The sequence below is a fragment of the Paratissierella segnis genome, assembly GCF_014385195.1.
Lineage (GTDB): Bacteria > Bacillota > Clostridia > Tissierellales > Tissierellaceae > Paratissierella > Paratissierella segnis.
In genome coordinates, this window is sequence record NZ_JACRTG010000031.1 from 1 (window position 1) to 25625 (window position 25625).

Sequence of the window (25625 nt, forward strand, 5' to 3'; positions counted from 1 at the left end):
TTCCGATTGCTCTGCACTTTTCATTTCTTACTAAGCACTTATCAGTAGGAATATCACGAGATGGATGTGATAGTACTTTCGTACAATTCAAACCGCGACTTCAAGTCGCACACTATGACTTCGTCTGACTCCCTCCCTAAACCTTTTTTTCGACCATATCTTTAATATGTGGGTAGGGTCTCCCAGGGTAAGACACTAATCTTTCATTCCACAACCTCTTGATTTACAACTTCGGTTTACGTTTACCATTTGGGCTTAAGTTTGTATTGCAACCTCACCCACCTAATCGCCTTATCAAGTTTCTGTTCGTAGGCTCAAGAATTTTGCTACACCACTTCCTTCATCTATATCATTACTGATACCAACTTGTGGTTCGCTACACTTGGCGGTAAATACCCGTGACTAGACTTTCACTAGCTAGATTAGTGCCATGCCTGGCACACAACAAAATAAATTGCCAGCCTATCAAGGTTGGCAATTTATGTAAACGTTACCCTCTGCTACTATTTCAACTTCTCCGTCAAGAAAAACCGGAACTAATACAAAGATTGTTATATTTTCAACCGAATTAATTTTCACAAATGAATGCTTCATTTTGACACCCTCCTAATTAATCAATTTCTGTTTATCTAATTAATTTTAGCGGGGTAATAGATACTGTATTTGTATATTTATTGATCTCAATTGCCGCATTTAAATTATATGCCTTTTCTATGTTTTTAGCGGTAATCACATCTTCAGGATTGCCGCTTTCTATTATCTCTCCTTCATTTAAAAGTATTATATCATCTGAATATCTGGCTGCCAAGTTAATATCGTGAATAATTAATATAATAGTTGTCCCTCTTTCACTATTTAGTTTTTTTAATAAATTGAGCACGTCAATTTGATGATTAATATCTAAATGAGAAGTAGGCTCATCCAATAGTATAATTGAGGGGTTTTGTGCAAGAGCTTTTGCAATTATTACTCTTTGCCTTTCTCCTCCTGATATTTCAGTAATAAGTCTATCTTTTAACTTAAATATATTTGTCATATTCATTACATCATCGACTATTTTATAATCTTCTCTATTTTCTTTCTGAAACGGTCCTTTATAGGGATTTCGACCCATCATTACAATGTCTTCTACCGTAAATTCATAGTCTATAATAGTATCTTGAGGTACAAATCCCATAATCTTTGCTAAATCTTTTCTTTTATAATCCTCAATTACTTTACCGTTTATTAAGATATTGCCATCATTTGGTCTGTATAAATTGTTTAAAATTTTCAACAATGTCGATTTACCGGAACCATTCGGACCTATTATACTCACGAATTCTCCTTTTTTAACAGAAAAAGTTAATCCTTTTAAAATAAGAGATTCTCTATAACCAAATTCAAGATTTTTTACTTCTATTGAATACATTAGAAACACCCTTTTCAATTCACAATTCACAATGCACAATTCACAAGTCAATTCACAATTCACAATTCACAATTCACAATGCACAATTACTCTATAAATTTCTTTTCTTCTTTCTAAGTAAATATATAAAAAACGGACCGCCAAATAATGCTGTTATTATCCCAACGGGAATTTCTACCGGGGAGATTATCATTCTTGCTAAAGTATCAGCAAATATCATAAATATCCCCCCCATAAAAGCTGACGCAGGCAGCAATATTCTATGATCCGGTCCCAGCAATATCCTTACTATATGAGGTATTATAAGCCCAACAAATCCAATGATTCCACTTACAGATACAACAACGGAAGTCATAAATGTTCCCAACAGCAATATGTAGACCTTTGTTCTCTCCACATTTATGCCAAGGCTTTCTGCAGATTCATCTCCTGTTAGCATTATATTTAAATCTCTTGCAAAAATATTTATTAAAAACATGGATACTAATATAGGTATACTTAACGTTATAATCGGGTTCCAACCCTTCCCTGCGAGGCTCCCAAGTGTCCAATAGACGATCTTAGACATGTCCTTACTAAATATCACCATCAAAAAGGACATAACGGCGGTGAAGAATTGTCCAATAGCTACACCTGATAATAAAAGGGTAACAACAGGTACCTGATTTTTTATTCTGGCAATATTATAAACCAGCACCACTGCTAGAATTCCACCCAAAAATGCAAATATAGATATAGATGAAAAGTTGAATATTTTAAAATCCAATTTCAAGATAATGGCAACAGTTGCACCCAGCGCAGCACCGGAGGAAATTCCTATAATATATGGGTCTGCCATTGGATTATTAAACATTCCTTGAAAAGATGCACCAGTCAATGAAAGACTGGCGCCAACCAAAACTCCCAACAACACCCTAGGGAGCCTAATATTCCATATTATGCTTTTCTGAGCTGAGTTCAAGTGTGAAATATCTACAACATTTTTTAAAAAAGGGATCTTTGAAAAAATTATTTTAAAAGTATCAATAATGCTGATATTTGCCGAACCTATTGTGGAAAACAGCCCTATAGAAAAAAGCAATATTAATGCTAACACTGTTAAAACTAATGAATATTTAGTCTTGCTAATTCTATTTATCATTTAAATCCCAACTTTATTTAAAAATTTCCGGATGAATTTTTTCAGCTACGATCTCTAAAGCTTCAATAATTCTAGGGCCGGGTCTTGAAACAATATTAGGATCTAAAACATATACCTGCCCGGATTTAATTGCCGAAATATTTTCAAATCCGGGTCTTGCCATCATAGCTTCCGGAGTCTTTTCAGGCATATCTGCAGATGTCAAATATACTTCCGGATCTCTTTCAACAAGTTGTTCTAAATCAAATTGAGGGTATTCATCCTGTGCATCCTTGGCAATATTTTCTCCCCCTGCAAGTTCTATCAATTGATCCATAAAAGAACCCGGGCCTGCAGCCATTAAAGGATCATGCCATATTTCGTAAAACACTCTAACCTTAGGGCTGCCTTTAACCTTATTTACGATTTCATCTCTTTTTTCCATCATGCTGTTTGTTAAGCTATCTGCTTCTGCGGTTTTTCCTGTTATTTTTGCAATTTTGTTTATCGTATCAATGATTTCATCTATAGATTCCGGTTCAAACCCAACTACGGGGATTCCGGCTTCTTTTAATCTTGCGTTTTCTTCTTCGTTACCCTCCCCATAAATTATCACCAAGTCAGGTTCTAATTCTATTATTTTTTCTAAATTTATTGCAGAGAAGTCACCAATTTTTTCTACTTCTAATACCTCTTCAGGATAATCATCATAAGATGTAACTCCAACTACCTTATCACCTAATCCTAAGGCAAATAAAATCTCTGTATTGCTAGGAGCCAGAGAAATAATTCTTTCCGGAGCTTTATCAAAGCTTACCTTGTTGCCAAAGTCGTCTTCTATGCTTAATGAAGATTCATTAGGTGCAGAATTATCCAATCCATCTCCGTTATCCGTTTTTTTATTAGTACACCCTATCAATGATAATGCTATTATCATTAAAGCAATAATCAATGATAAATGTTTATATCTTTTGTACATTTTAAATCATCCTCCTAATTCAAAGTAAATGATATTTTATAAATTGATAAATAAATTTGCCCTTATATTTAAACAAAAAAACTTATGCCCAAAAATAGGATAAGTTTTAAATTTAAATAACACTCCCTCCGAGGCAAATAAAATAGGCAGATATCCTGACTAATGAATCATTCTACTCTCAACACCTTCCCAGATTTCCAGTGGTTAATAGTTGATTTCGTTCTCATTTACAGTAGCGGGGGCTGTAGTGGATTTTCACCATTTTCCCTTTTAAGTTCTAATAGAACGCCTATCAGTTTATTCAGTTGTCATACAGAAGGCAATCTACCCTCACTCGTTATATTATCAAATACATTCATTTTTTTCAAGAAAAGTATTAAGGCAATAGTATATCTACTACATCTTCAATATCTTCCTCAACAGGTTGTTCGTTAAATGTAGGTTTTGGTCCAACATTGTATATAAAATCTTTTTCTCTATAATAATCAAAAGTGATTTGTTTTCTATCTATTACTTTACCATCCTTGATAATGGATTTGAAAGTACGAACTTTATATCCGTTTCTTCCTTCTTGAACTAATATTCGGCTACCCGGTTCAGCATTTGGATCAAATACCTCTTTAGTTTCATAAGGTATAGTTTCCACCAACTCAGGTTCGATTTTCACTGTATAGTCTTTAACCTTTGTATCCCCATAAATATAGATATAAACCCTATCTCCTACAGACTTAGTTGATATATATACTGGAAAATCAAAATCATTTTTAAATCTTAAATCCAAATAACCTGAAGCTACTGCGCCATCTTGACCCCGCGGTACATAGGCAGCAGCAATAGAATGCGGATGGCGTTCCACTATGGTCAAATCCGCCAGAAGCAGTGCGTTATACAATGTAGTAGATGTCTGACATACGCCGCCTCCCATTCCGGGAGTTAATTCACCGTTTAAAATCACAGGTGCTTCCTTGTACCCGGATTGCGCCTGCCTTGGTCCTGTTGTTTTATTATATGATATCTCTTGTCCGGGCATAATTAAAAGATTGTTCAGAGACTGAGCTGACAATTTTATATTGTGAATTCTACCGCCTGAACTACCCTTAAATGAAGTGGAAAATTCTCCAATAACGCCATTCACCCTTCCTAGCATTGCCTTAGTTATTTTCGGTTTTGTTATTTCGATTGGTATATTGATATCCTCTAACTCATAGATATTATCTGCAATTAATTTTTCTAATTGCTCTTTATCTACCTTTCTGCCATCTTTATCCTCTGAAATGGAAAATTTACCATTGCTAAAGTTTAATACAGCATCCTTACCGTCCTGATTTAAATCTAATGCTATGATATCCACGGTTTTTAAAACTAAGTCATTGTCATAAGAAGGTTCGAGATTGATATTTATATTATTTTTTCTAACATTTCGTATTTCTTTATATCTTTTAAATAAATTCCCTTCACGACCTATTTCATATGCTTCATTGACCGCCTTCTCAAAATCATATGAATATCCCAAATCTTTAAGGCTGATATCATAACTTTTATCCTCAAAATAGAGTTTCATAAATTTACCTTTATCGTCATCTTCTTTTTGGTCTCTAATAAAAACATAAGCCTCCGACTTAGTCTTATTACTTACATCATAACCATCTATTGTTATCCCGTCATATATCGCATTTGTATTTATTTCGTTCTTATATATATAATAACCTCCGCCTAAAAATCCTCCAATCAAAATAATAAGGGGTATAATTATAAATAATGCTTTTTTCATTAAATCCCTCCGCGCTTAAAATATAAACAATATAATGTTAATGGACATTTCTCACATAAAGGCTTCCTTGCCTTGCATATTCTTCTTCCATGAAAAATTAAAAGATGATGAGCTTTAGACCATAATCTCCTATCTATATTCTCCATCAAATCTTTTTCTGTGTCTAAGACATTGTCACTACTGGCTAAACCGATTCTATTAGATACCCTAAAAACGTGAGTATCAACGGCTATAGCCGGAGTCCCAAAAGCGTTACTTACGACTACATTTGCTGTCTTCCTTCCTACTCCCGGAAGTTCCATCAAGTCATCTATATTATCCGGGACTTCTCCCTGGTATTTTTCAATTAAAATATTGCAAGTTCCCAAAATATTTTTGCTTTTAGTATTGTAAAACCCACATTTCTTGATTTTTTCTCCGAGTTCTTCTACTGTTAACTTGACATAATCATTTGGAGTTTTTAACTCGTTAAATAAAACGGCTGTTGTTTTATTGACTTGAACATCCGTACACTGTGCAGAAAGAATCGTCGCTATCAACAATTCAAAGGGATTTGAAAAATTTAATTCTGCCTTTGCATCGGGATATAATTTCAATAAGATTTCCAGTACATTATCTATATCTTTTTTATCTAGCATATTTTTATTCAAATTTATCACCTATAATATTTCTATTTCGTAATCTATAATTTCAACCCTACTATCTCCATCTATAAATTTAATAACATTGGATATTATTTGATTTGCATGATGAATATCATTTGTTACACAAGCAAAGCCTATAACAGAAGACTTCCAACTATCATTTAAATCTACTTCAGCTATGGAAATATTAAACCTTGATTGGAGCTTCCCAATTAAGCTTTTTATAATATGTCTCTTTTCTTTTAGAGAATTTGATTCATACAATGTAAGTTTCAATGAACAGTTTCCAACTATCAAATATCACACCTCGTATCAATTCACAATTCAGCAGTTTCGCAACTCAAATTTGTTTGCTCCTTTAGTCGCACAAATTTGGTGCTTATTGCATTTGACCTACCATCAATTTATGAAAATGCATCATAAATTGGGTTAGGTCATAAACAATTCACAATCGACCCTTGGGTCGTCCTGCCGTGTACCCTTTGCAGTCTAAGGGTGAGCATAAAGCAAAGAATCTCTACTATTTTTAATACATACTACCATGGGATTCTTCGTTGTACTCAGAATGACATCCTGCAGAAATAATACTGCCCTTAAACAATTCGTAATGTACTTTTATAACATTTATGGCTTTAGAGGCAGATTCATTAAGCAACTTTTGGTAACTGCACTTAAAAGGATGCCACAGCAAAATGTTAGTAGACTGATACGACCATATAGATAGACCCTTGAGAGAATTATCAAGTCCCTTCATTTTGCAAGACAGACTTTTATTGTGTAGTCAAAAGTTGATTAGAAGATGAATCTAAAGACTAAATGTTAATACAATTCACAATTAAAGAAAAGTGAAAAAACAGGCGGGCAAAGCCCGCCAAACAATTATGCATTGTGCATCGTGCATCGTGAATTATTCCAATATATTCATTTCCCTGCCAACTTTTTCAAATGCTTTTACAGCTTCGTCTAATTGGTCCTTTGTATGTTCTGCCGTAACCATACATCTTACTCTCCCCGTACCCTTTGGTACCGTTGGAAATACGATGCCTGAAACGAAAACACCATTATCAAAAAGCTTTCTGCTAAATTCCATAGTCTTAGACTCTTCACCTATGATTACAGGAGTTATCGGAGTTTCACTATGTCCTGTATTGAAACCTAATTTACCCAGCTTTTCTTTAAAATATTTTGCATTATCCCATAACCTATCAGTGTATTCAGTGCTTTCCATCAGCATAGTTATAGCTTCAATTATAGCTCCTGTTGCAGCCGGTGGCAATGAAGTTGAGAACAATACCGGTCTTGCTCTGTGGTTTAACCATTCATACATTGTTTTTGAGCCTGCCACATATCCTCCAACTACCCCTATTGCCTTAGATAATGTACCTATTGAAAAATCAACTCTTCCATGCAAGCCAAAGTGATCAACGGTTCCTCTTCCGCTCTCTCCCAATACACCTGAGCCATGTGCGTCATCAACATATGTCATTGCCTCATATTTTTCAGCTAATTCTACAATTTCCGGTAATTTGGCAATATCTCCGTCCATACTAAATACACCATCTGTAATAATCAAGATGTTTTTATATTTCTTTCTGCTTTCCTTTAAAATAGCTTCCAAGCTGTCCATATCCGAATGTTTATAAATTCCTTTATTTGCCTTGGAAAGTCTGGAGCCATCAATAATAGATGCATGATTTAATTCATCGGATATTATAATATCGCCTGCCTCTGTGATAGCTTGAATTGTACCGGCATTACAGTTAAATCCCGATTGATAAACAAATGCCGCTTCTTCTCTTTTAAATTCAGCCAAGATAGTCTCTAAATCCTCTAGAAGTTTATAATTACCAATAATAGTTCTAACTGCTCCTGCCCCTACCCCATAATCCTCAATAGCCTTAATAGAAGCTTGTTTAAGCCTGGGATGGTTTGCAAAGCCAAGATAGTTGTTAGATGATAAATTGATTACCTTTTTGCCGTCTAGTATAACCTCTGATTGGCTTGGAGTTTCAAGTACAGGCAATTTCCTATACACACCCTGTTCTTTTAGCTCCTCAATTTTTTCCTTTAAAAAGGTTAACTCATGCACATTTGACATATTCTTACCTCCCTGTTATTTTAAAAATATTGATTGTCCACCAATGAAATTAAAGATTTCGATTGGATCATCCGGAACCAATATATCAAGGTGGAAAACATTTATCTTCTTATAGTATAACATAATCTTCCTATCCATCATCAGACTTATATAAAAAATTATTAATAGCATATTTTACATAAGCATCAAAAAATGGATTTTCTTCTTTTATTACTTCATATATTATTTCAATGTTTCCCTCATCTTTCATATTGCCAAGTGCAATTAAAGCATTCCTTTTTAATACATTTTTGCCTCTCCAGCTGCCTGCCATGTCTCCATATTTTTCTTTGAACTCTCTGTTTGACATTTTCATTAATTCCTCAATATCAACATATCCCTTTGTAATATTTGGTATAAACTCACTGTGTCGAGAATATCTAATATGTTTGTTTTTAGGGCAAATTTTTTGACAAGCATCACACCCATATATCATTATACCCATTTTTTTCATAAGTCCATAGTCTATATTATTTTTAGTTTGAGTCAAATAAGATATACATTTCCTAGCATTTAATCTATAAGGAGATTCCAAAGCACCGGCAGGGCAAGCACGCAAACATAAATCGCAGTCTCCGCACTCTTCATCTATTGCTGTGTCAAATGAGTTAAATTTTATATCAGTTAAAATATACCCTAAGAATATGAAGGAACCATATTTATCATTTATTATATTTGTATTCTTGCCATAATATCCTATGCCCGCTTTATAAGCAAGCTCCCTTTCTACCAATGGACCGGTATCTACAAAATATTTATATTCAAAGTCAATTTCTTTTTTTATTTCCTTTATCAGTTCCTCAATTTTTAGTTTTAATACTCTATGATAATCAATTCCCCATGATGATTTTGAGAGAAAGCCTTTGATCTTATAGTTACATTTTTGAGTATAATCAACATTATATGATAAGCCTATTACGATTATAGAATTACAATTTGGCATTGTTAATTTAGGATTTATCCTCTTTTCTAAATCCTTCTCTTCAAATTCGGTGGCAATTGAATTGTCTTTCCTACGTGTTAAATAATCATCTATTCTCATTAAAGGTTCTGCATCCGTAAAACCTATAATATCAATATTCAATTTTTCTGATTTCATTTTTATAAATTCTTTAATATCCATATGAACCAACCCTTCAAAGCTCTACCACAGCAAAACTCTTCAATCTTAGTTCTTCACTCTTCACTTTTATTTAATCGCGAAACTGCTGAACTGTGAATTGTGAATTCTCTTATAAATTATAGCATATAATTGTAACCTTTTTGTACTATTTGAATAGGCAAACTTATGTTATAATAAATGCAGCTGTTGTAATAAAACTTTTACAGTTTTATTTTTATGCATTTATTGAAACGGTGTGTAGCAATCCAATCGGAGGATTGCATTTATGTTATAATAAATGCAGTTGTTGTAATAAAACTTTTACAGTTTTATTTTTATGCATTTATTGAAACGGTGTGTAGCAATTCGATTGGCGAATTGCACTTATGTTATAATAAATGCAGCTAAGAAAATAAAAGGAAGTAGAAAATGTTTAATCTAAAGAAAAAGTCTTTTAAAAAATTTGATTTTTTATTGCTGTTTTCAGTTATTGCTTTGTGTATTTACGGTTTAATAATGATAAAATCAGCTACATTAAGTTTTGAATCGTCAAAACAAGTTAAAACGCAGGCAATTTCCACTATATTGGGATTATTTGTTATACTTATATTGATTCTTTTAGATTATGAAGTCCTATCTAAATTGTATATTCCTATATATGTAGTATGCAATTTATTATTGATTGTAGTTCTTTTTAAAGGTGTCGGGGATGAACAATGGGGTGCAAGATCTTGGCTATATATAGGTAAGTTCGGGTTTCAACCTGCAGAGTTTGTTAAAGTAGGTCTCATCATATCTTTAGCAAAATTTATAGACATTAATAAGGAAAGAATTAATGAGCCTTTTACTTTACTAAAGGTTTTAGCATTTGCATTTTTGCCGGTATTACTTATCCTTAAACAACCTGATGCGGGAACTGCAATAGTTTTTGTATTTTTTATTGCAATTATGCTTTTTGCAGCTGATGTGAAATGGAAATATATCGGCATGGCAATTATTGCAGGGGTTGCCAGTTTACCTATATTGTGGTTTAAGCTGGATGAGTTTCAGCGAAATAGAATATTTAACTTTCTTGACCCCGAGAGAGATATGTCCAATACAGGATATCAAGCAATGCAAGGTAAAATTGCAATCGGAAGCGGGAAGGTCTTTGGAAGAGGACTATTTCAAGGGGTATACACTCAATACAATTATATTCCGGAGAAGCAGACAGATTTTATTTTTGCTGTAATCGGAGAAGAGCTAGGTTTTTTGGGAGGAATAGTTCTCATATTATTGTACCTTATAATGCTTCAAAGAATGATTAAAATTGCAAAAAATAGTACAGACACCTTTGGCTCATGTATGTGTATAGGTATTGTTGCAATGTTTTTATTTCATATATGGGAGAATATCGGCATGACCATAGGACTGATGCCCATTACAGGTATACCTTTACCTTTCCTAAGCTATGGGGGTACATTTCAACTGGTAAACATGATATGCATAGGAATAGTTTTGAGCGTGGGACTCCACAGAGAAGGATTAACCTTTGATAAGTGAAAATACAAGGGAACTTATACTATATGAAATAGCCTAGTTCCCTTATATAACCTTATTTCATTGTATCTTGAATAACTCTTAATGTATTCTTATATGCAAGCTTTTCTAACAAATCATCACTCCAGCCGTCCCTCTTAAGAGCAGCGAAGAGCAGCGGCATCTTATCAACACTATCTATTTCAAGCGTTCCGCTTACACCGTCGAAATCGGTCCCGATAGCCAAAATATCATCTCCACCTTTATTTCTTATATAATTAAGATGCTTGACTAACAATTCTATAGAGCTGTATCTTACCTTAGGGTTTTCATTTAAGAATGTTGGTGAAAAATTAATTCCGGTAATCCCACCTTTTTCTGCAAGAACTTTAATCATTTCATCTGTCAAATTTCTCTTATGAGGGGAAAGGGTTCTGGAATTTGAATGGGATGCAACAAATGGCTTCTTGCTCATCTCTGCCACATCATAAAATCCACCGTCGGATAAGTGAGATACATCGATTATCATTCCAAGTTCATTCATATATTCTATTGCTTCTTTGCCAAACTTTTTAAGTCCAGAATTCATAGTAGTCGGATCATCAGAATTAGGAAATCCGAAACAATTCTCAAAGTTCCACGTCAAAGTTATCAGCCTTATCCCCAGATCATAATACTTATTTAGCTTCTCAAAACTCCCTTCAACACTTCTTCCATCTTCAATAGTAAGTAATGCAGACATTTTTCCCATTGAATCATTTTTTACAATATCCTCATAATTATACGCCATTGAGATAATCTCTTCATTTTCCTCTACTGATCTTTTTAAAGTATTTACACAATTTTTAATATAGATATCGTCCTCAACATATTCTTTATGTTCTTTCTCAAACATTTCTTTCTGTAACAAAAATACTGCAAAAAATTGCGCCATGGTATTTCCTTTTTTCATTCTGTTAAAATCTATGCTTGCAATGGAATTAGACTTAAGTGTCTGACTTCCTGTGGGATCAGGCACATTCATCAATGTATCGCAATGCATATCAATATACTTCATATTATCCTCCCCTTTATTTAATTATATTCTTCCGCTTACATGATAATTATATTATATCGAAGCTTATTCAATTACACCAGTACTTTATATCGAACAATTCCTCACTATCTTTTAAAAAGCAGAGATCTTTCGTTCCACTCATGATGAAACCAATGTTAATAATTATTATACTAAATTTTTTATATGTCATAATAATGACATATTTATAAACTAAACTATAGATAAGTTAATGAGAAAGATATTAACTAAGAATAATTATTTTATAGGAGGAAAGAAAATGAAATTTAAAAAATTGCTATTAGTAGCTATTATGATAACTAGCATGGTGGCTGTAACAGCATGCGGAGGAAATACTGATGGTGAACAACCCGGAGATAATCCTGAAAACCCACCAGTTACTGATGAAACATTAAGTCCCGATGTAGATGAACCTGAGGACAATTCAGAACTTAATGAACCTGAAAACCCTGATGAAGCTACAGATCCTACGGGAGATGTAAATTCCGATGAAAATGCAGAACCTAATGAAGAAACAGTTACTCCATAAGATAAATACTTATACTGCAACTTCTACTTCATACTTCCCCTCTTTTTTATTTTAGATAGATTAGAAAAAGCATGCTTAATTTATTAGTATGCTTTTTCCCATTTAAAATCATTTTTATATTACATAACTATCTCTACACGTAAACCCATTTCTTCGTCATTATTAATGCTTAAGCTTCCATTGTGAGCCTCTACTATGTTTTTACTAATTGTAAGACCTAAACCGGCGCCGGAAGTCCTCTTCCTGCTACGGTCAACTTTATAAAATCTTTCAAATACATACGGAAGGTGTTCTTCCTCAATACCGGGTCCGGAATCAACTATTGTAAGGACAAAGTTTTTATCCAATGATTTTTCCAAGCATACCTGAAGCTTCCCATTGTAAGGCATATGCCTTATGGCATTATCCAATATATTTATAAGCATCTGTCTAAAACGCTCTTGATCAACATCTGCAGTAATTGAAGAATCTAACATTTTCTCCACTACAATTTTCTTCTCCTTAAGTTGGAAATCCATTTGAAGAAATACATCATCTATCAAATCACCTATATTGTTTGTAGTTAGATTCAATTTGACAAGCTTTTTCTCAAAAGATGAAAGAACAATCAACTCTTCCACCATCTTTCCCAACCTCTTTGATTCATCAATTGCAATTTTTATAAAACTTTCTACCTGATTCTCCGGAACTACTCCATCCAATATTCCCTGCATGAAATTTTGAATGGTAGTTAAAGGTGTTTTTAACTCATGTGATACATTTGCTATTGAGTCCTTACGGAGCTCCTCTAACTCTTGAATCTTATCTGCCATGTGATTTAATGAGTGTCCCAACTCTGCTATCTCATCATTACCTTTAATAGTAATCGATTCTGAAAAGTCCCCTTTTGATATATTATTGGCTATCTTGCTCATGTGAATCAACGGAATAGTAAATTTTCGAGATACAAAAACGATTATCAATGTCATAGGTATACTTATGGCTATAAATATTAACAATATGGACTTGTTGACCTTAGAAGTGACCAATTCCACATTTACCACAGGGCTATAGATTAAGACTTCTCCCATTAATTTCCCATTAAACCTCAAGGGTACAGATACGGTCATCATCTGAACATCCCGTTCTTCCTCCTCTATTTCAAAGTATGCAATGAAGTAGTCCTTTTCTACCTCTTGATCTACACTTCCGGAACGATTTGAGCTAATTGGTTTTCTCCCGAAACCTTCTATACTCCCCATCTCTTGGTCTTCAACAATTAATGATATTCCTAACTTGTCCTCATTTTGAATCATGTTTAGGGTATTGGTAAAATATTCGGTGGAAATTTTATCTTCCAACAACATAGAAAACAATCTATATACCTGAAATGCTTTTTGCTCAAGAAATTCCTTTCTCTGCCCGTAAATTTCTTGTTTTACTAAATGGCTAACCCCACCGGCTATTAATAGTAAACTTAGAATAGTGACCGCCATATATGTGAATAGGAACTTTTTAGTTATAGACTTAAACATCTTTCTCCACCTCAAATTTGTATCCAACTCCCCAGACAGTTTTTATTGCCCAGCTTTGCTTGGTTTTACTTTTTAGTCGTTTGCGTAATCGCTTGATATATACATCTATAACACGATCTTCCCCGTCAAAATCCAATCCCCATATACCTTCAATCAAATCGTCTCTGGTAAAGACCTGATTAGGATGCATCATCAAATGTTGAAGTAGCTGTAATTCTCTTCTGGGTATATTGACTATTTCTCCATTTAAATATGCAACAAAAGCATCAATATCAAATACCAAATTGTCATATTCTAATCTATTAGCTTCTCTGCTTTGTATCTCTTCATGGTCCAATTCTCGGCGACGTAGCGTTGCAAGAACCCGTGCAATTAGTTCATGTATTTCAAATGGCTTGGTTATATAATCATCTGCTCCCAAGTGTAAGCCTTTTATCTTCTCATCCAGACCTCCTTTGGCCGTAAGCATTATTATTGGTGTATAACTTATCTCTCTGATTTTTTTACATATCTCATACCCGTCTAACCCAGGCAGCAACAAATCCAATAACACCAGATCATATTTATTTTTTAAGAAACTTTCCCATGCCTCTAATCCATCACCAAAATCAGTTACTATAAAGCTTTCATTTTCTAAATAGAGTTTAACAATCCTACAAATATTTATATCATCTTCTACAAGGAGTATTCTTTTTTCGCTCATTAACTTCACCTTTTCTAATATCATATTCTTCCTTTATAATAACAAAATGAGTTAATTGTTACAAATTCCTATATTTTCCCTTAAACTCTCATGAAAAATCTACCTCTATATCATATTATCATATAGAAAGGTAGATTTCTCAAATTGTAAATATATTTTCTTAGCTTTATAACTTGCCTAATTCCTCTAAGTCTTTCCTTAAAACTTTTAGCACCTTTTCTCTTGCTCCTGTCAGCGGAAGCCTAACACCGCCTACATCTATACCGGTCATGTTCAATGCAGCTTTTACCGGAATGGGATTCGCTACAATAAATAAATCCTTAAATACATCCAATAATTTAAGATGTATATCTTTAGCTCTTTCAGTATCTTTAACAACGAAAGCGTCTATCATTTCCTTCATTTCCGGTCCAACTATATGAGAAGCAACGCTGACCACTCCATATGCGCCGACAGCCATTGCCGGCAGTGTCATGGAGTCATCCCCGGAATAAATAAGAAAGTCATCCGGTACCCTCTTAATTATCTCTGCAAACTGAACTATATTTCCTCCCGCTTCCTTTAAAGCCACAATATTTTCTATCTCAGCAAGTTTTTCCACAGTTTCAGGCAACATGTTACAGCCTGTTCTTCCGGGAACATTATATAGCATTATAGGTAGATCTGTTTCTTCAGCTATAGCTTTGAAATGACAATATAACGAATCCTGATCAGGTTTATTATAGTATGGAGTTACTATCAGTAAACCATCAACTCCTATTTCTTTAGCCGCCTTTGCATTTTCTATTGTGGCTTTAGTGGAATTGGTACCAACACCTGCAATTATAGGCACACCCACATTTTCCTTAACTATCTTATATATATTCGCTTTCTCTTCCGATGTTAATGTAGGAGCTTCCCCTGTTGTTCCTGTCAGCACTAAAGCCGTATTGCCTTCATTTGTCAATTTCTTAGCCAATGAGACAACCTTATCATAATCGACATTTAATTTATCGTCAAATGGTGTAACCATTGCTGTTATTAATCTTCCCCAATTTATCATATACATACTCCTCTCTTAGAAATTCAACATAATTCATCATATGATTTTGAACACTAATTTGCTAACAAAGAATAGTCATATTGAATAGAATGAATTATCTAACTATTAATAAATTAAGGAGGAATTGATTTTGAGCACTTACAATATAGCAATAGTCGGCCCTATGGGTGCAGTAGGGCAGGAAGTGGCAAAAATTCTTATTGAGCGAAATTTCCCGATACAATCTATAAAACTATTGGGTACATCCGCAAACAAAGGTAGAAAAATTAATTTTAATGACAAAATAATATATACAAAAGAGGCTCGTGAAGGAGCTTTTGAAGGAGTTGATATTGCATTTTTCTGTGTTGAGGCTGAGATCAGTAAAATTCTCGCTCCTATCGCAATTAGTGAGGGAGCTGTAATAATAGATAATAGCAGTGCATGGAGAACTGAGCCTGATATTCCACTTATAGTTCCTGAGGTGAATTCCGAAAGTCTAAAAAATCATAAAGGTCTAATCGCAAACCCCAATTGCTCGACAATTCAAATGCTTGTACCACTAAAGCCTATTCATGATAAATATAAAATAAAAAGAATTGTTGTATCTACCTATCAAGCTGTTTCAGGTACCGGGAAAAATGCTATAGATGAATTAAATACACAAGCAAAAGCTTATGTGAATGAAAAAGAAATAGCAAATTTTGTATACCCTTATCAAATTCTATTCAACGCAATACCTCATATAGATTCATTTATCGAAAATGGATATACAAAAGAGGAAATGAAAATGGTAAATGAAGCAAATAAAATATTGGATAAAAATATCAAGGTAAATGCAACTACAGTAAGAATTCCCGTATTTAGAGGACATTCTGAATCAATAAATATTGAAACTGAACTTGCCTTTGAAATTGAGGATATAAAGAAACTGCTAAAATCCTCAAAAGGAATTGCAGTAATAGATGACCCTAAAGAATATCTATATCCCATGCCTTTGTATGCTACAGATACGGATGATGTTTATGTCGGTCGTATACGTAAGGATTTCACAGTTGATAATGGGCTGAACATGTGGGTAGTAGCTGATAACTTGAGAAAGGGCGCAGCTCTAAATGCAGTTCAAATCGCGGAAACTTTAATAGAACTCAAGCTATTATAGGAGGGCAATATGAGCATCGTAATACAAAAATTCGGAGGAACATCTCTTACAAATATAAATAGAAAAAGCAAATTTTTAAATCATATTAAAAAAGCAATATCAAAAGGTCATAGATTAGTAATAGTGCCATCTGCAATTGGCAGAAACGGTGATCCATACGCAACGGATACACTGATTAAACAATTAGAAAATATATGTGCTGAAATTGATCCTAGAAAGAGGGATTTAATTATGTCATGCGGAGAAACAATATCAGCAGCAATTCTCTCCCATCTATTGGAAGCAGAAGGATATCCAGCAGAGCCGCTTATGGGGTTTCAGGCAGGCATATTGACAGATGATAATTTCAATTCAAGCAAAATATTGGAAATAAATACTGATAGGATATTTAAGATTTTAAGTGAAAATAAAATCGCAGTTGTAGCAGGTTTTCAGGGAATAACAAGCAATATGGATATTACCACTCTCGGCAGAGGCGGAAGCGATATATCTGCAGTTGCCTTAGGAGGATTCTTAAAGGCAGACAGGGTTGACATATTCACTGACGTACCGGGTGTAGCTATGGAGGATCCACGAATTGTGCCAACTACAAAATATATAAAAGAGATCTCGTATGATGATATGTATAAAATGTCTTTAAACGGAGCTACAGTTATTCATCCTGAGGCAGTGAAATTAGGAAAAGAGTTTAAGATACCCATAAGAATACTGTCGAGCTTTGAAGAAAGTTGCGGAACACTTATATCTGATAATAAAGGCAGCAAGGAAATAGTCGATATCTAAAAAGATAATGAAGAAATTTAAAAACGGTGCAATGCACCGTTTTTCATTTACACCAACAATGGTTGAAACTGTTTACCTTTTAAAGCAGCTTCTATCGTCCCTTCTATTTTATCAAATTTTGCTATCACGGAATTAGGCTTATTTATTGCATCATCTTGACCAAAAGGTACAAAATATACATTCTTCATGTTTAACAACATCCCAATATTCTTAGCATTGGCACCAAGCCCGTCATTTGTTGCAATAGCTAATATTAATGGTCTTTGATTTCTTAGATGAGCCTTACATGCCATGGTCACCGATGTATCAGTTATGGCATTTGCCAATTTCGCAATAGTGTTTCCTGTACATGGTGCAACAACCAAAACATCAAGCTTTAATTTGGGCCCCACCGGCTCAGCTTCAACTATAGTCTTTATCAATTCCTTTTTTGTAATTTCCTCTAATCTATTTTTCCACTCCCAAGCTGTACCAAACCTTGTATCAAATGTATCTACTGCATGAGATATTATGGGATAAATGTCCCCACCCTTCTCAGCCAACTCATCAATAACGGGAAATACATTACTAAAATTACAAGACGAACCTGTAAGTGCAAAACCTATCTTCAAACCTTCAATTGACATTATTTATACCTCCAACTCCTCAATAATATTATAAATTGTATCCTTTATAACCTTTGCAGCTGTAATTGGCGCAACTTTTCCCGGAAGTCCCGATGCACTAATTGTATTTAGCTTGAGCTTTTCTGCCGAACTTTTATCAACCCCTCCGGGCTTAGACGCTAAGTCGATTATGACACAGTTCTTGTCTATATAATTGAGTAATTCCCCATTTAATATCATTTGAGGTATTGTATTGAAAATAACATCCATCTTTGATATATCTGACTGTAATGTACTAATATTAACCGATGTATAGTTATTATTTCTTATCCATGCCAAATCTCCATAATTTCTGGCTGCGGCATAAACGTTAGCGCCAATTCCATAGAGCGCTTTTGATAATGCTTTACCTATCCTGCCATATCCCAAAACCATGGCATTAGAACCATGTAATGTGATGCGCATTTCTTCCATCGCTATTTGGATTGCCCCTTCTGCCGTTGGTATTGCATTTAATACCTGCATCTCTTCTCGGGCAAAATAATCAGCCATTTTAATTTTTTTATCTATGGCCTTATCAATAATATTATCGTTTATTTTTCCTCCCATAAATAATTGAGACTTATTTAAAAGTTCCAGCACATCTTCAACCAATATTTCACCAGTGTAAAAAGGAGTATCTATTTTTTCGTTTGTATCTGAAAATGGTAAAGGTCCAATTACAAATTGTGCATCAGCTATTACATCTTCTAAACTCCGGTCTTCTTCCCTATATTGTCCAAGTTTATCAAAGCCAAAGAGCATTACTTCGTTTCCATCCGCCTTAAGTAAATCGGACAATACAGCACTTCTCATATCTCCACCCAAAATAGCAAATTTTCTACCCATATGGGACCCCCTTATTAGGAAATTTTCAAACTATTATATTCTATGTTTATATGGGTTAATAAGTGAAGAATCAATTCACAGAAATAAGACTACATTTTTTAATTAGGTACCTTGTAATATAAGGTAGCATGTGATATAGTATAGTAAAATATAAGGGGAGGGCTCTTATGAACATTCAATTTAAAAAAGGCGTACTTGAACTTTGTGTTCTTTCCTTACTTGATAGAAGAGACCACTATGGTTATGAACTTGTAGAAAAAATATCCAAATTCATAAACATATCCGAGGGGACCATATATCCCCTATTGAGGAAACTTAGAACAGAAGGATATGTATCAACTTATCTAGAGGAATCTCAAGAAGGTCCACCCAGAAAATACTATAAATTAACCGAGAAAGGCAAAGAGGTCTTTGAAGAACTAATGATTGAATGGGAAAGTTTTGTTGACGGAGTTAATAATATATTGAGGGGGGATTTAATGTGAATAGAAAAGAATTTATAGATAAATTGAAATTATATCTACAAGGAATGCCTGAGTCCGAAATTCAAGATATTTTATCAGACTATGAAGAACATTTCAATATTGGAATCTCTAAAGGAAAATCCGAAGAAGAAATTGCTAATGAGCTTGGAGAACCAAAAGATATTGCGGAAGGCTATAAGACAAATTATAGAAATGCCTATAATGATAGTCCCCCCACAATTAGCTACAATACCTCAAATGATACTTTAAGAAGGGCTTTAATCATAGTTTTGTTGATTGCATTCAATGTGATTATTGTTTTAGGCCCATATATAGCAGTGCTTGGAGTTCTAATTGCCATTTACGGTATAGGTATAGGCCTTGTATTTGCAGGGATAGGATTATTCTTTGGAATACCCCTGATGCCATTTAAGTTTTTTGGCCATATCCCCAATTTCCATTTACTAACTACACTATCCTTTGGTGTAGGGTTTGGAGCTTTAGGTGTTTTGATTATTATTTTAGCAGTTATTCTGACAAAATTTATTTATCGAATCAGCATTAAATATATAAAATGGAATATTGAATTGGTTAATAAATAGGAGGTTAAGAAAATGGATATCAAAAAACTTGTTCCCATATTGATAGGAGTAATATTGATTGCTTTCGGAATAGGGATTTATTCCCTTAGGTATTATGACAACATAAGTTTTAACAACTCTGCTAACGACGATTTTGTAAATATAAGGTCTGAGGATTCAAGTGTTAAAATCGGTAAAGATGGTATCGATGTAAAAGATGGTGATGACCATGTATCCATCGGTTGGAAAGGCATAAGTGTAAAAGATGGAGGCGATGAAGTCCAAATAGGATGGAATGGAATCAAAGTAAAAGACGACAAAAGCAATACAGATATAGATGGTAGTAACAGTTGGTTTGAATTCACTCCCAAAAATCTGAAAACTTATAATATAGATGAACAAAAGCATGAGAGTATTGATGGTATAGACTCGATTAAAATAAATTCGGGGTTTGTAGATATAATGGTAACCCAAGAGGACAGAGATGATATATGGATAAAATACCACGGCACAATAAAATCCAATATTGTGCCAAAGTTGGAAACTGAAAGAAATGGAAAAGTATTAAATATCAAGCTTATGTCCGATAAAAATAGCTATACCGTTTCAGAATCCAATGTAATTTTAGAAATTTCAGTTCCCGAAAGTTTTAATAAAGATTTTAGTATTTCTTCCTCATCCGCTGATATCTTTGTGAATGATATAGCAGGTCTTCATTTTGATTTGAACTCCGGATCAGGAGATATCAAGCTTAATAATCTCAGTGGAAAGAGTGCAAATATAATAACTTCATCAGGAGATTTGATTTTAGCCGAACTTAATTGTAACAGCAGTATTGACTCCTCCTCCGGAGATATAAAACTATATGCGGATAACTCTTCCAAGGATTTGAAGATAGCTACCAGCTCCGGGGACGTTGTAGTAGTGTTTGAAGATGGCGCTAACTATAGTGTCATGTGTACTGCATCATCAGGTGATGTGTTTACAGACAGGGATATTAGCATAAATAAGTACAAGGGTAATAGATATGAGTTTAAAGAAGGTACAGGAGATAATGAAATGAGAATAGACACATCATCAGGGGACATTTATTTTAAATAGTAAATCATTAAGGGACATAGTCAACTTTGACACTATGCCCCTTTAATTTTTATCACTTCTCCTGTTCTTTTTCCCTTTCCTCCAAGAAACATTTCCTGCACAATGGCTCATACTCCTTACTTGCTCCGATTACAACCCTTGCAGTCTCCTTTGTCTTTCGATGACTTACCCAAGCATCTGTACCGCATTTTACGCAAACAGCATGATGCTTATATAAATAATCTGCCAGAGGCATAAGTTCTTTTACTATTTCAAATGGATGCCCGGAAAAATCCATATCAAGCCCCGCTAATATAACAGTTATTCCATTTGCCAAAAATCCATTTATCCCTTCCAGGATCTTCTCTACATCTCCGTCTAAAAACTGCACTTCATCTATGCCGACTACATCCGGCTTATATTCATTTAAGTATTTTATGATTTCGTCTATATCCTTCACCGGAATAGCTTCTAAAATGGCCTTATCATGTGTGACTATCTCTGATGTAGTATGTCTGGTATCCAATATAGGTTTGAATGCCACCGTCTTATATCCTGCTATTTTAAATCGTTTAATATCATTTTCCAAATTAGATGTTTTCCCTGAAAACATAGATCCTGTGTGTATTATCAATTTTCCTTTGTATTGATGCAAATTAATTCCCCCCTAAAATTATTACCTATTTATTATAACATTATATTTAAACTTTAGACAAAGAAAATGAATTGATTTACTTTCAAATGCGCTCACAAAAGAGCCCATATAAGAATAATATAAATTATGAATCCTATTAGGGAGGTAGAACATGGACATAAAAAAGATTGTGGAACTTAAAGATATTAGTATGCTTTATCATACATTAACAGAAGAAACCTTAGCGATAAAAAAATTGGATTTGGATATATACACAGGTGAAATAGTCGGTATAGTAGGTCCCAGCGGTTGCGGTAAATCAACTTTATTGTCAATAATTTCAGGTTTAATAAAGCCCAGTAAAGGTATAGTAAAGGTTAATGGTGAGCCTGTCGAGGCTCCTTTAAAAAATATAGGTTACATGTTCCAAGAAGATCAATTATTTGACTGGAGAAATATATTAAATAATGTTGTCGTCGGATTGGAAATCCAAGGCAAATTGAACGATAAAACCCTACAGCAAGCCAAGGACATGATTGCTAATTACGGTTTAGGAGAGTTTATGGACTCCTATCCTTATCAGTTATCAGGAGGAATGAGACAAAGGGTTGCTCTAATAAGAACTCTAATATTAAGACCGGATCTATTGTTATTAGATGAACCATTCTCTGCTCTCGACTATCAAACCAGACTGGCAATAGCAGACGAAGTAGGTATAATCTTAAAAAAAGAGAAAAAAACTGCTGTAATGGTAACCCATGATATAGCTGAAGCCATTAGCCTTTCAGATAGAGTTGTTGTATTAAGCAATAGACCTGCTGTTATCAAAGATATCATCGATATTAAACTTACCTATAATGATATTGTAAGCCCTATGAAATCCAGAGAAGCTCCTGAATTTAGACATTACTTTAATAGAATTTGGAAGGAGTTGGATATACATGTCTAATAAGTATTCTAAAGAGCATGAAATTTTTGTTGATAAGATAAAAAGGGAAAAGAAAAGTATATTAATTACACAAATCAGCGTTTTGATTATTGGTCTGCTTTTATGGGAAATAGCTGCGCAATTTAAATGGATAGATACATTCCTTACCAGCAGCCCATCAGCAATTTGGAAGCTATTTTTAAATTACATGAAGAATGGGCAACTGATGAAACATGTCGGAATTTCTGTTTATGAAACTATTGCAGGATTTATCTTTGGTACCTTATTAGGAATAATCATTGCTATATTGCTATGGTGGTCTAATTTTTGGGCAAAGGTATTAGACCCTTATCTTGTTGTATTAAACAGTCTTCCAAAGACAGCCTTAGCCCCAATAATAATTATTTGGGTGGGTGCAGGATATAAGGGAATAATAGTTACAGCTATTTCAATTTCAATTGTCGTAACGATTATGAATATGTATGAGAGCTATAAATCAGTAGATGAAGATAAAATAAAACTATTACAAACCTTTGGAGCTACAAAATTTCAAGTTTTAAGAAAATTGATATTGCCAGCCTCTATTCCAAGTATGATTAGTACTCTAAAAATAAATATAGGTTTATCTTGGGTTGGCGTCATAGTCGGAGAATTTCTGGTATCAAGAGCCGGTATCGGATGGTTAATAGTATATGGCGGTCAGGTGTTTAAACTGGATATTGTTATGATGAGTATATTTATACTGGGACTAATATCTGCTGTAATGTATAAATTGATATCAATTTTAGAAGATAAGCTATTTAAATGGAGCAAATAAGGATAGAGGTGCCCCTCTATCCTCATCTTATTCTAAAGCAGTAATTTCTTTTTCTAATTTATATTTTAATATATAAATAAACCATGTTGCTAAAATTATTCCTTTCAAAATACTGGTTAAACTTAAACTCCACCATACCCCCAATAACCCCAGAGCTGTATAAGTTGATAATATAGCAGCAAGAGGTATTCTCAATATATTGAAACTAACCCCAATGATTGTAGGAGGTAATGTCCTTCCAAGACCATTGAAAGCTCCCGCAGTCCCAATCTCTATGCACATAAATAGTTGGGATACTCCCAATATCCTTAAATATCTTACTCCTTCCCATATTGCCACAGGATCATTTGGTGTAAAAATCGTAAATAAAGGTCTGGCTGCAAATATCAATAGTAGCGATGCAAAAAGTCCGATAGAACCCAGAATTTTCATTCCGATATTATAGCCTTCTTTTATTCTATCATATTTCTTAGCACCGTAGTTCTGTCCGGTAAAGGTAGATATTGCAGTGGAAAAGCCTTCAGAAGTATTCCATGATATGGATTCAATTTGAGAGCCTATGCTCTGCACTGCAACCGGTATAGCTCCAAATTTAGCAACTATTTTGGTCAATATCATGCTTATACTTGCATGTAATGCTGACTGCACAAATGGTGGAAATCCCAATTTTACTATATGTTTTATATATTTTAAATCCGGCTTAACCAACAACTTTACATGGGAGTATATAGTTCCGTTTAGCTTACCTGAAATAATAAATATGATGGTGACAAAAAACTGAGCTAATATTGTAGCTAAAGCAGCACCTTTGATACCCATAGCTGGGATGGGACCAAATCCAAATATAAATACCGGGTCAAGTATGATATTTGATATTAACCCCAATGCATTTACTTTAAATGGAGTCACACTATTACCCGAACTATTTAGGGCTGTTGAAAATATTGGATTTAAAAAGTGAAACACAATGCCAATTGCTATTATTGTTAAATAGTCTATTGCCATTTGAACAACATTAGGATCATCTAAATTAAAAAACCCTATAAGACTGTGCCTAAAAATAAAGAGTAAAATCGAATAAATCATTGCGATTAAAAAATCAAGCTGAAATCCATTTGAGATATATTTTTTTGCTTCATCCATATCATTCCTGCCTATCGATTGGGCTATACCTACTCCAACGCCTATTTGTGATATCATAACCAATGATGACCCGAGCCACATAAAAAACCCGGCGGTTCCAGATGCTGCAACGGCCTCCGTGCTTAACCTTCCTAGCCAAATTATATCTGTAAGATTATAAGCCATTTGAATAAAGGATGTCCCCATTATAGGCAATGCCAATTTTGTTAATGTTGGTGCAATTTTTCCTTCTAATAAGTTAAGTTCTCTGCTCATTATAACTTCCTTTCATTTATGTAATTGTTAAGGAGGCTGTAATATTAGCCACCTAAAAAAATTATGCCAAATAAAATAATATGCCCAAAAAATGCATAACACTTGCTCCAAGCACAAAAAAATGCCATATTGCATGATTATAAGGAATCTTAGCATCTCTGTAAAATATTGTTCCAAAAGAATACAATAGCCCTCCTGCTAATATCCAATAAAAGAATTTGATTGATGTTGCACTGATAATTTTTTTGATCGGAAAGATGCCAATCCAACCCATTGCTATATACAATATGACGGACAATGACTTATATTTATCAAATTTTCCAAAGGTAAATAATTTAAATATAACTCCCGCCAATGCAAGAATCCACATCATAACAATTAAAACTATTTTCAATTTCCCCGTTAAAGTTAACATCAAAACAGGAGTGTATGTTCCAGCAATAAATAGGAATATAGAAGAATGATCAAAAACTCTAAGTATTTTCTTTGCCTTTTCATTGGTAATACTATGATAGAGTGTCGAAGATAGAAACATAAGTATAATGCTAACACCATAGATGCTAAAAGAAATTATAGCAGCTATATCCTTTTTTTGTATAGATAATACAAGCAAAATTGTTAAAACAACTATCCCAAAGACAACGCCTATGCCATGAGTTATAGCATTCCACATTTCTTCTGATTTTGAGTATCGGTTTTCCATATACACACCAGCCTTTTATAATTCACAATTCTCAGTTCTCAGTTCACAATTCACAATT

Annotated in this window: 27 protein-coding genes and 1 riboswitch; of the genes, 9 read left to right on the forward strand and 18 right to left on the reverse strand. The window is 33.9% G+C overall.

From position 1 onward, the window contains the following. Window positions 1–465 precede the first annotated feature (465 nt). The 9 genes from H8707_RS13375 to queG form a co-directional block, all read right to left on the reverse strand. Window positions 466–594 carry a hypothetical protein gene (locus H8707_RS13375; RefSeq protein ID WP_262430650.1) on the reverse strand — a complete coding sequence of 43 codons (129 nt, stop codon included), beginning with the start codon at window positions 592–594 and terminating at the stop codon, window positions 466–468. A gap of 31 nt (window positions 595–625) precedes the next feature. Continuing rightward, a complete protein-coding gene (locus H8707_RS13380) occupies window positions 626–1411 on the reverse strand; it encodes an ABC transporter ATP-binding protein (RefSeq protein ID WP_262430651.1) in 786 nt (261 codons plus the stop codon). Between the two features lie 91 nt (window positions 1412–1502). Then, window positions 1503–2552 carry a FecCD family ABC transporter permease gene (locus H8707_RS13385; protein WP_262430652.1) on the reverse strand — a complete coding sequence of 350 codons (1050 nt, stop codon included), beginning with the start codon at window positions 2550–2552 and terminating at the stop codon, window positions 1503–1505. Window positions 2553–2565: 13 nt separating this feature from the next. Beyond that, window positions 2566–3510 (reverse strand): ABC transporter substrate-binding protein, encoded by a 945-nt coding sequence (locus H8707_RS13390; protein ID WP_262430653.1) that lies wholly within the window; start codon window positions 3508–3510, stop codon window positions 2566–2568. Between the two features lie 128 nt (window positions 3511–3638). Further along, window positions 3639–3818, reverse strand: a riboswitch (cobalamin riboswitch). 68 nt (window positions 3819–3886) lie between these two features. Next, a complete protein-coding gene (locus tag H8707_RS15175) occupies window positions 3887–5281 on the reverse strand; it encodes a VanW family protein (protein ID WP_316699693.1) in 1395 nt (464 codons plus the stop codon). Then, complete coding sequence (gene nth, locus H8707_RS13405; RefSeq protein ID WP_262430654.1) at window positions 5281–5919, reverse strand: endonuclease III; 639 nt, start codon at window positions 5917–5919, stop codon at window positions 5281–5283. Before nth ends, H8707_RS15175 begins: the two co-directional genes overlap by 1 nt. Before the next feature lie 21 nt (window positions 5920–5940). After that, a complete protein-coding gene (locus H8707_RS13410) occupies window positions 5941–6222 on the reverse strand; it encodes a DUF503 domain-containing protein (RefSeq protein ID WP_262430655.1) in 282 nt (93 codons plus the stop codon). A gap of 610 nt (window positions 6223–6832) precedes the next feature. After that, window positions 6833–8023 carry a glycine C-acetyltransferase gene (locus H8707_RS13415; protein WP_262430656.1) on the reverse strand — a complete coding sequence of 397 codons (1191 nt, stop codon included), beginning with the start codon at window positions 8021–8023 and terminating at the stop codon, window positions 6833–6835. A gap of 130 nt (window positions 8024–8153) precedes the next feature. After that, complete coding sequence (gene queG, locus H8707_RS13420; RefSeq protein ID WP_262430657.1) at window positions 8154–9185, reverse strand: tRNA epoxyqueuosine(34) reductase QueG; 1032 nt, start codon at window positions 9183–9185, stop codon at window positions 8154–8156. Window positions 9186–9593: 408 nt separating this feature from the next. Between queG and rodA the strand changes: the two genes are divergently transcribed. Then, entirely contained in the window at window positions 9594–10706 is a 1113-nt protein-coding gene (rodA, locus tag H8707_RS13425) for a rod shape-determining protein RodA (RefSeq protein ID WP_262430658.1), read from the forward strand. Window positions 10707–10758: 52 nt separating this feature from the next. Here the strand turns inward: rodA and H8707_RS13430 are convergent, their stop codons facing one another. Further along, window positions 10759–11739, reverse strand: coding sequence for a dipeptidase (locus H8707_RS13430; protein WP_262430659.1), 981 nt, complete (start codon window positions 11737–11739; stop codon window positions 10759–10761). A 277-nt stretch (window positions 11740–12016) separates the two neighbouring features. Between H8707_RS13430 and H8707_RS13435 the strand changes: the two genes are divergently transcribed. Continuing rightward, the gene (locus H8707_RS13435; RefSeq protein ID WP_262430660.1) at window positions 12017–12286 is read left to right on the forward strand and encodes a hypothetical protein; all 270 of its coding nucleotides are present in this window, start codon (window positions 12017–12019) and stop codon (window positions 12284–12286) included. Window positions 12287–12405: 119 nt separating this feature from the next. Here the strand turns inward: H8707_RS13435 and H8707_RS13440 are convergent, their stop codons facing one another. The 3 genes from H8707_RS13440 to dapA form a co-directional block, all read right to left on the reverse strand. Further along, complete coding sequence (locus H8707_RS13440; protein ID WP_262430661.1) at window positions 12406–13800, reverse strand: sensor histidine kinase; 1395 nt, start codon at window positions 13798–13800, stop codon at window positions 12406–12408. Next, window positions 13793–14503, reverse strand: a complete 711-nt coding sequence (locus H8707_RS13445; RefSeq protein ID WP_262430662.1) for a response regulator transcription factor — start codon at window positions 14501–14503, stop codon at window positions 13793–13795. Before H8707_RS13445 ends, H8707_RS13440 begins: the two co-directional genes overlap by 8 nt. 166 nt (window positions 14504–14669) lie before the next feature. Next, window positions 14670–15545, reverse strand: coding sequence for a 4-hydroxy-tetrahydrodipicolinate synthase (gene dapA / locus H8707_RS13450; RefSeq protein WP_262430663.1), 876 nt, complete (start codon window positions 15543–15545; stop codon window positions 14670–14672). Window positions 15546–15675: 130 nt separating this feature from the next. Between dapA and H8707_RS13455 the strand changes: the two genes are divergently transcribed. Then, complete coding sequence (locus tag H8707_RS13455) at window positions 15676–16686, forward strand: aspartate-semialdehyde dehydrogenase (RefSeq protein WP_262430664.1); 1011 nt, start codon at window positions 15676–15678, stop codon at window positions 16684–16686. A gap of 9 nt (window positions 16687–16695) precedes the next feature. Continuing rightward, the gene (locus H8707_RS13460) at window positions 16696–17469 is read left to right on the forward strand and encodes an aspartate kinase (RefSeq protein WP_262430665.1); all 774 of its coding nucleotides are present in this window, start codon (window positions 16696–16698) and stop codon (window positions 17467–17469) included. A 47-nt stretch (window positions 17470–17516) separates the two neighbouring features. Here the strand turns inward: H8707_RS13460 and H8707_RS13465 are convergent, their stop codons facing one another. Both H8707_RS13465 and dpsA read right to left on the reverse strand, forming a co-directional pair. After that, window positions 17517–18095 (reverse strand): dipicolinate synthase subunit B, encoded by a 579-nt coding sequence (locus H8707_RS13465; protein ID WP_262430666.1) that lies wholly within the window; start codon window positions 18093–18095, stop codon window positions 17517–17519. A 3-nt stretch (window positions 18096–18098) separates the two neighbouring features. Next, window positions 18099–18962, reverse strand: a complete 864-nt coding sequence (gene dpsA, locus H8707_RS13470) for a dipicolinate synthase subunit DpsA (protein ID WP_262430667.1) — start codon at window positions 18960–18962, stop codon at window positions 18099–18101. Window positions 18963–19129: 167 nt separating this feature from the next. Here dpsA and H8707_RS13475 point away from each other — a divergent pair, with 167 nt between their 5' ends. From H8707_RS13475 to H8707_RS13485, 3 genes are read left to right on the forward strand one after another with little or no spacing between them, the layout of a single operon-like run. Then, entirely contained in the window at window positions 19130–19447 is a 318-nt protein-coding gene (locus H8707_RS13475; RefSeq protein WP_262430668.1) for a PadR family transcriptional regulator, read from the forward strand. Then, entirely contained in the window at window positions 19444–20028 is a 585-nt protein-coding gene (locus H8707_RS13480; protein WP_262430669.1) for a DUF1700 domain-containing protein, read from the forward strand. The genes H8707_RS13475 and H8707_RS13480 overlap by 4 nt, the downstream gene beginning before the upstream one ends. Window positions 20029–20040: 12 nt before the next feature. Further along, a complete protein-coding gene (locus H8707_RS13485) occupies window positions 20041–21108 on the forward strand; it encodes a DUF4097 family beta strand repeat-containing protein (protein WP_262430670.1) in 1068 nt (355 codons plus the stop codon). Between the two features lie 52 nt (window positions 21109–21160). Here the strand turns inward: H8707_RS13485 and H8707_RS13490 are convergent, their stop codons facing one another. Next, entirely contained in the window at window positions 21161–21742 is a 582-nt protein-coding gene (locus tag H8707_RS13490; RefSeq protein ID WP_262430671.1) for a thymidine kinase, read from the reverse strand. Window positions 21743–21893: 151 nt separating this feature from the next. On the opposite strand from H8707_RS13490, the gene H8707_RS13495 reads away from it, so the two are divergent. Both H8707_RS13495 and H8707_RS13500 read left to right on the forward strand, forming a co-directional pair. After that, complete coding sequence (locus tag H8707_RS13495; protein WP_262430672.1) at window positions 21894–22670, forward strand: ABC transporter ATP-binding protein; 777 nt, start codon at window positions 21894–21896, stop codon at window positions 22668–22670. Further along, window positions 22663–23466, forward strand: a complete 804-nt coding sequence (locus H8707_RS13500; RefSeq protein ID WP_262430673.1) for an ABC transporter permease — start codon at window positions 22663–22665, stop codon at window positions 23464–23466. Before H8707_RS13495 ends, H8707_RS13500 begins: the two co-directional genes overlap by 8 nt. Before the next feature lie 27 nt (window positions 23467–23493). Here H8707_RS13500 and H8707_RS13505 read toward each other — a convergent pair whose 3' ends face one another. Next, window positions 23494–24864: an MATE family efflux transporter gene (locus tag H8707_RS13505; protein WP_262430674.1), complete on the reverse strand. Its 1371-nt coding sequence runs from the start codon at window positions 24862–24864 to the stop codon at window positions 23494–23496. A 61-nt stretch (window positions 24865–24925) separates the two neighbouring features. Next, window positions 24926–25567, reverse strand: a complete 642-nt coding sequence (gene trhA, locus H8707_RS13510; RefSeq protein ID WP_262430675.1) for a PAQR family membrane homeostasis protein TrhA — start codon at window positions 25565–25567, stop codon at window positions 24926–24928. Between the last annotated feature and the right edge of the window lie 58 nt (window positions 25568–25625).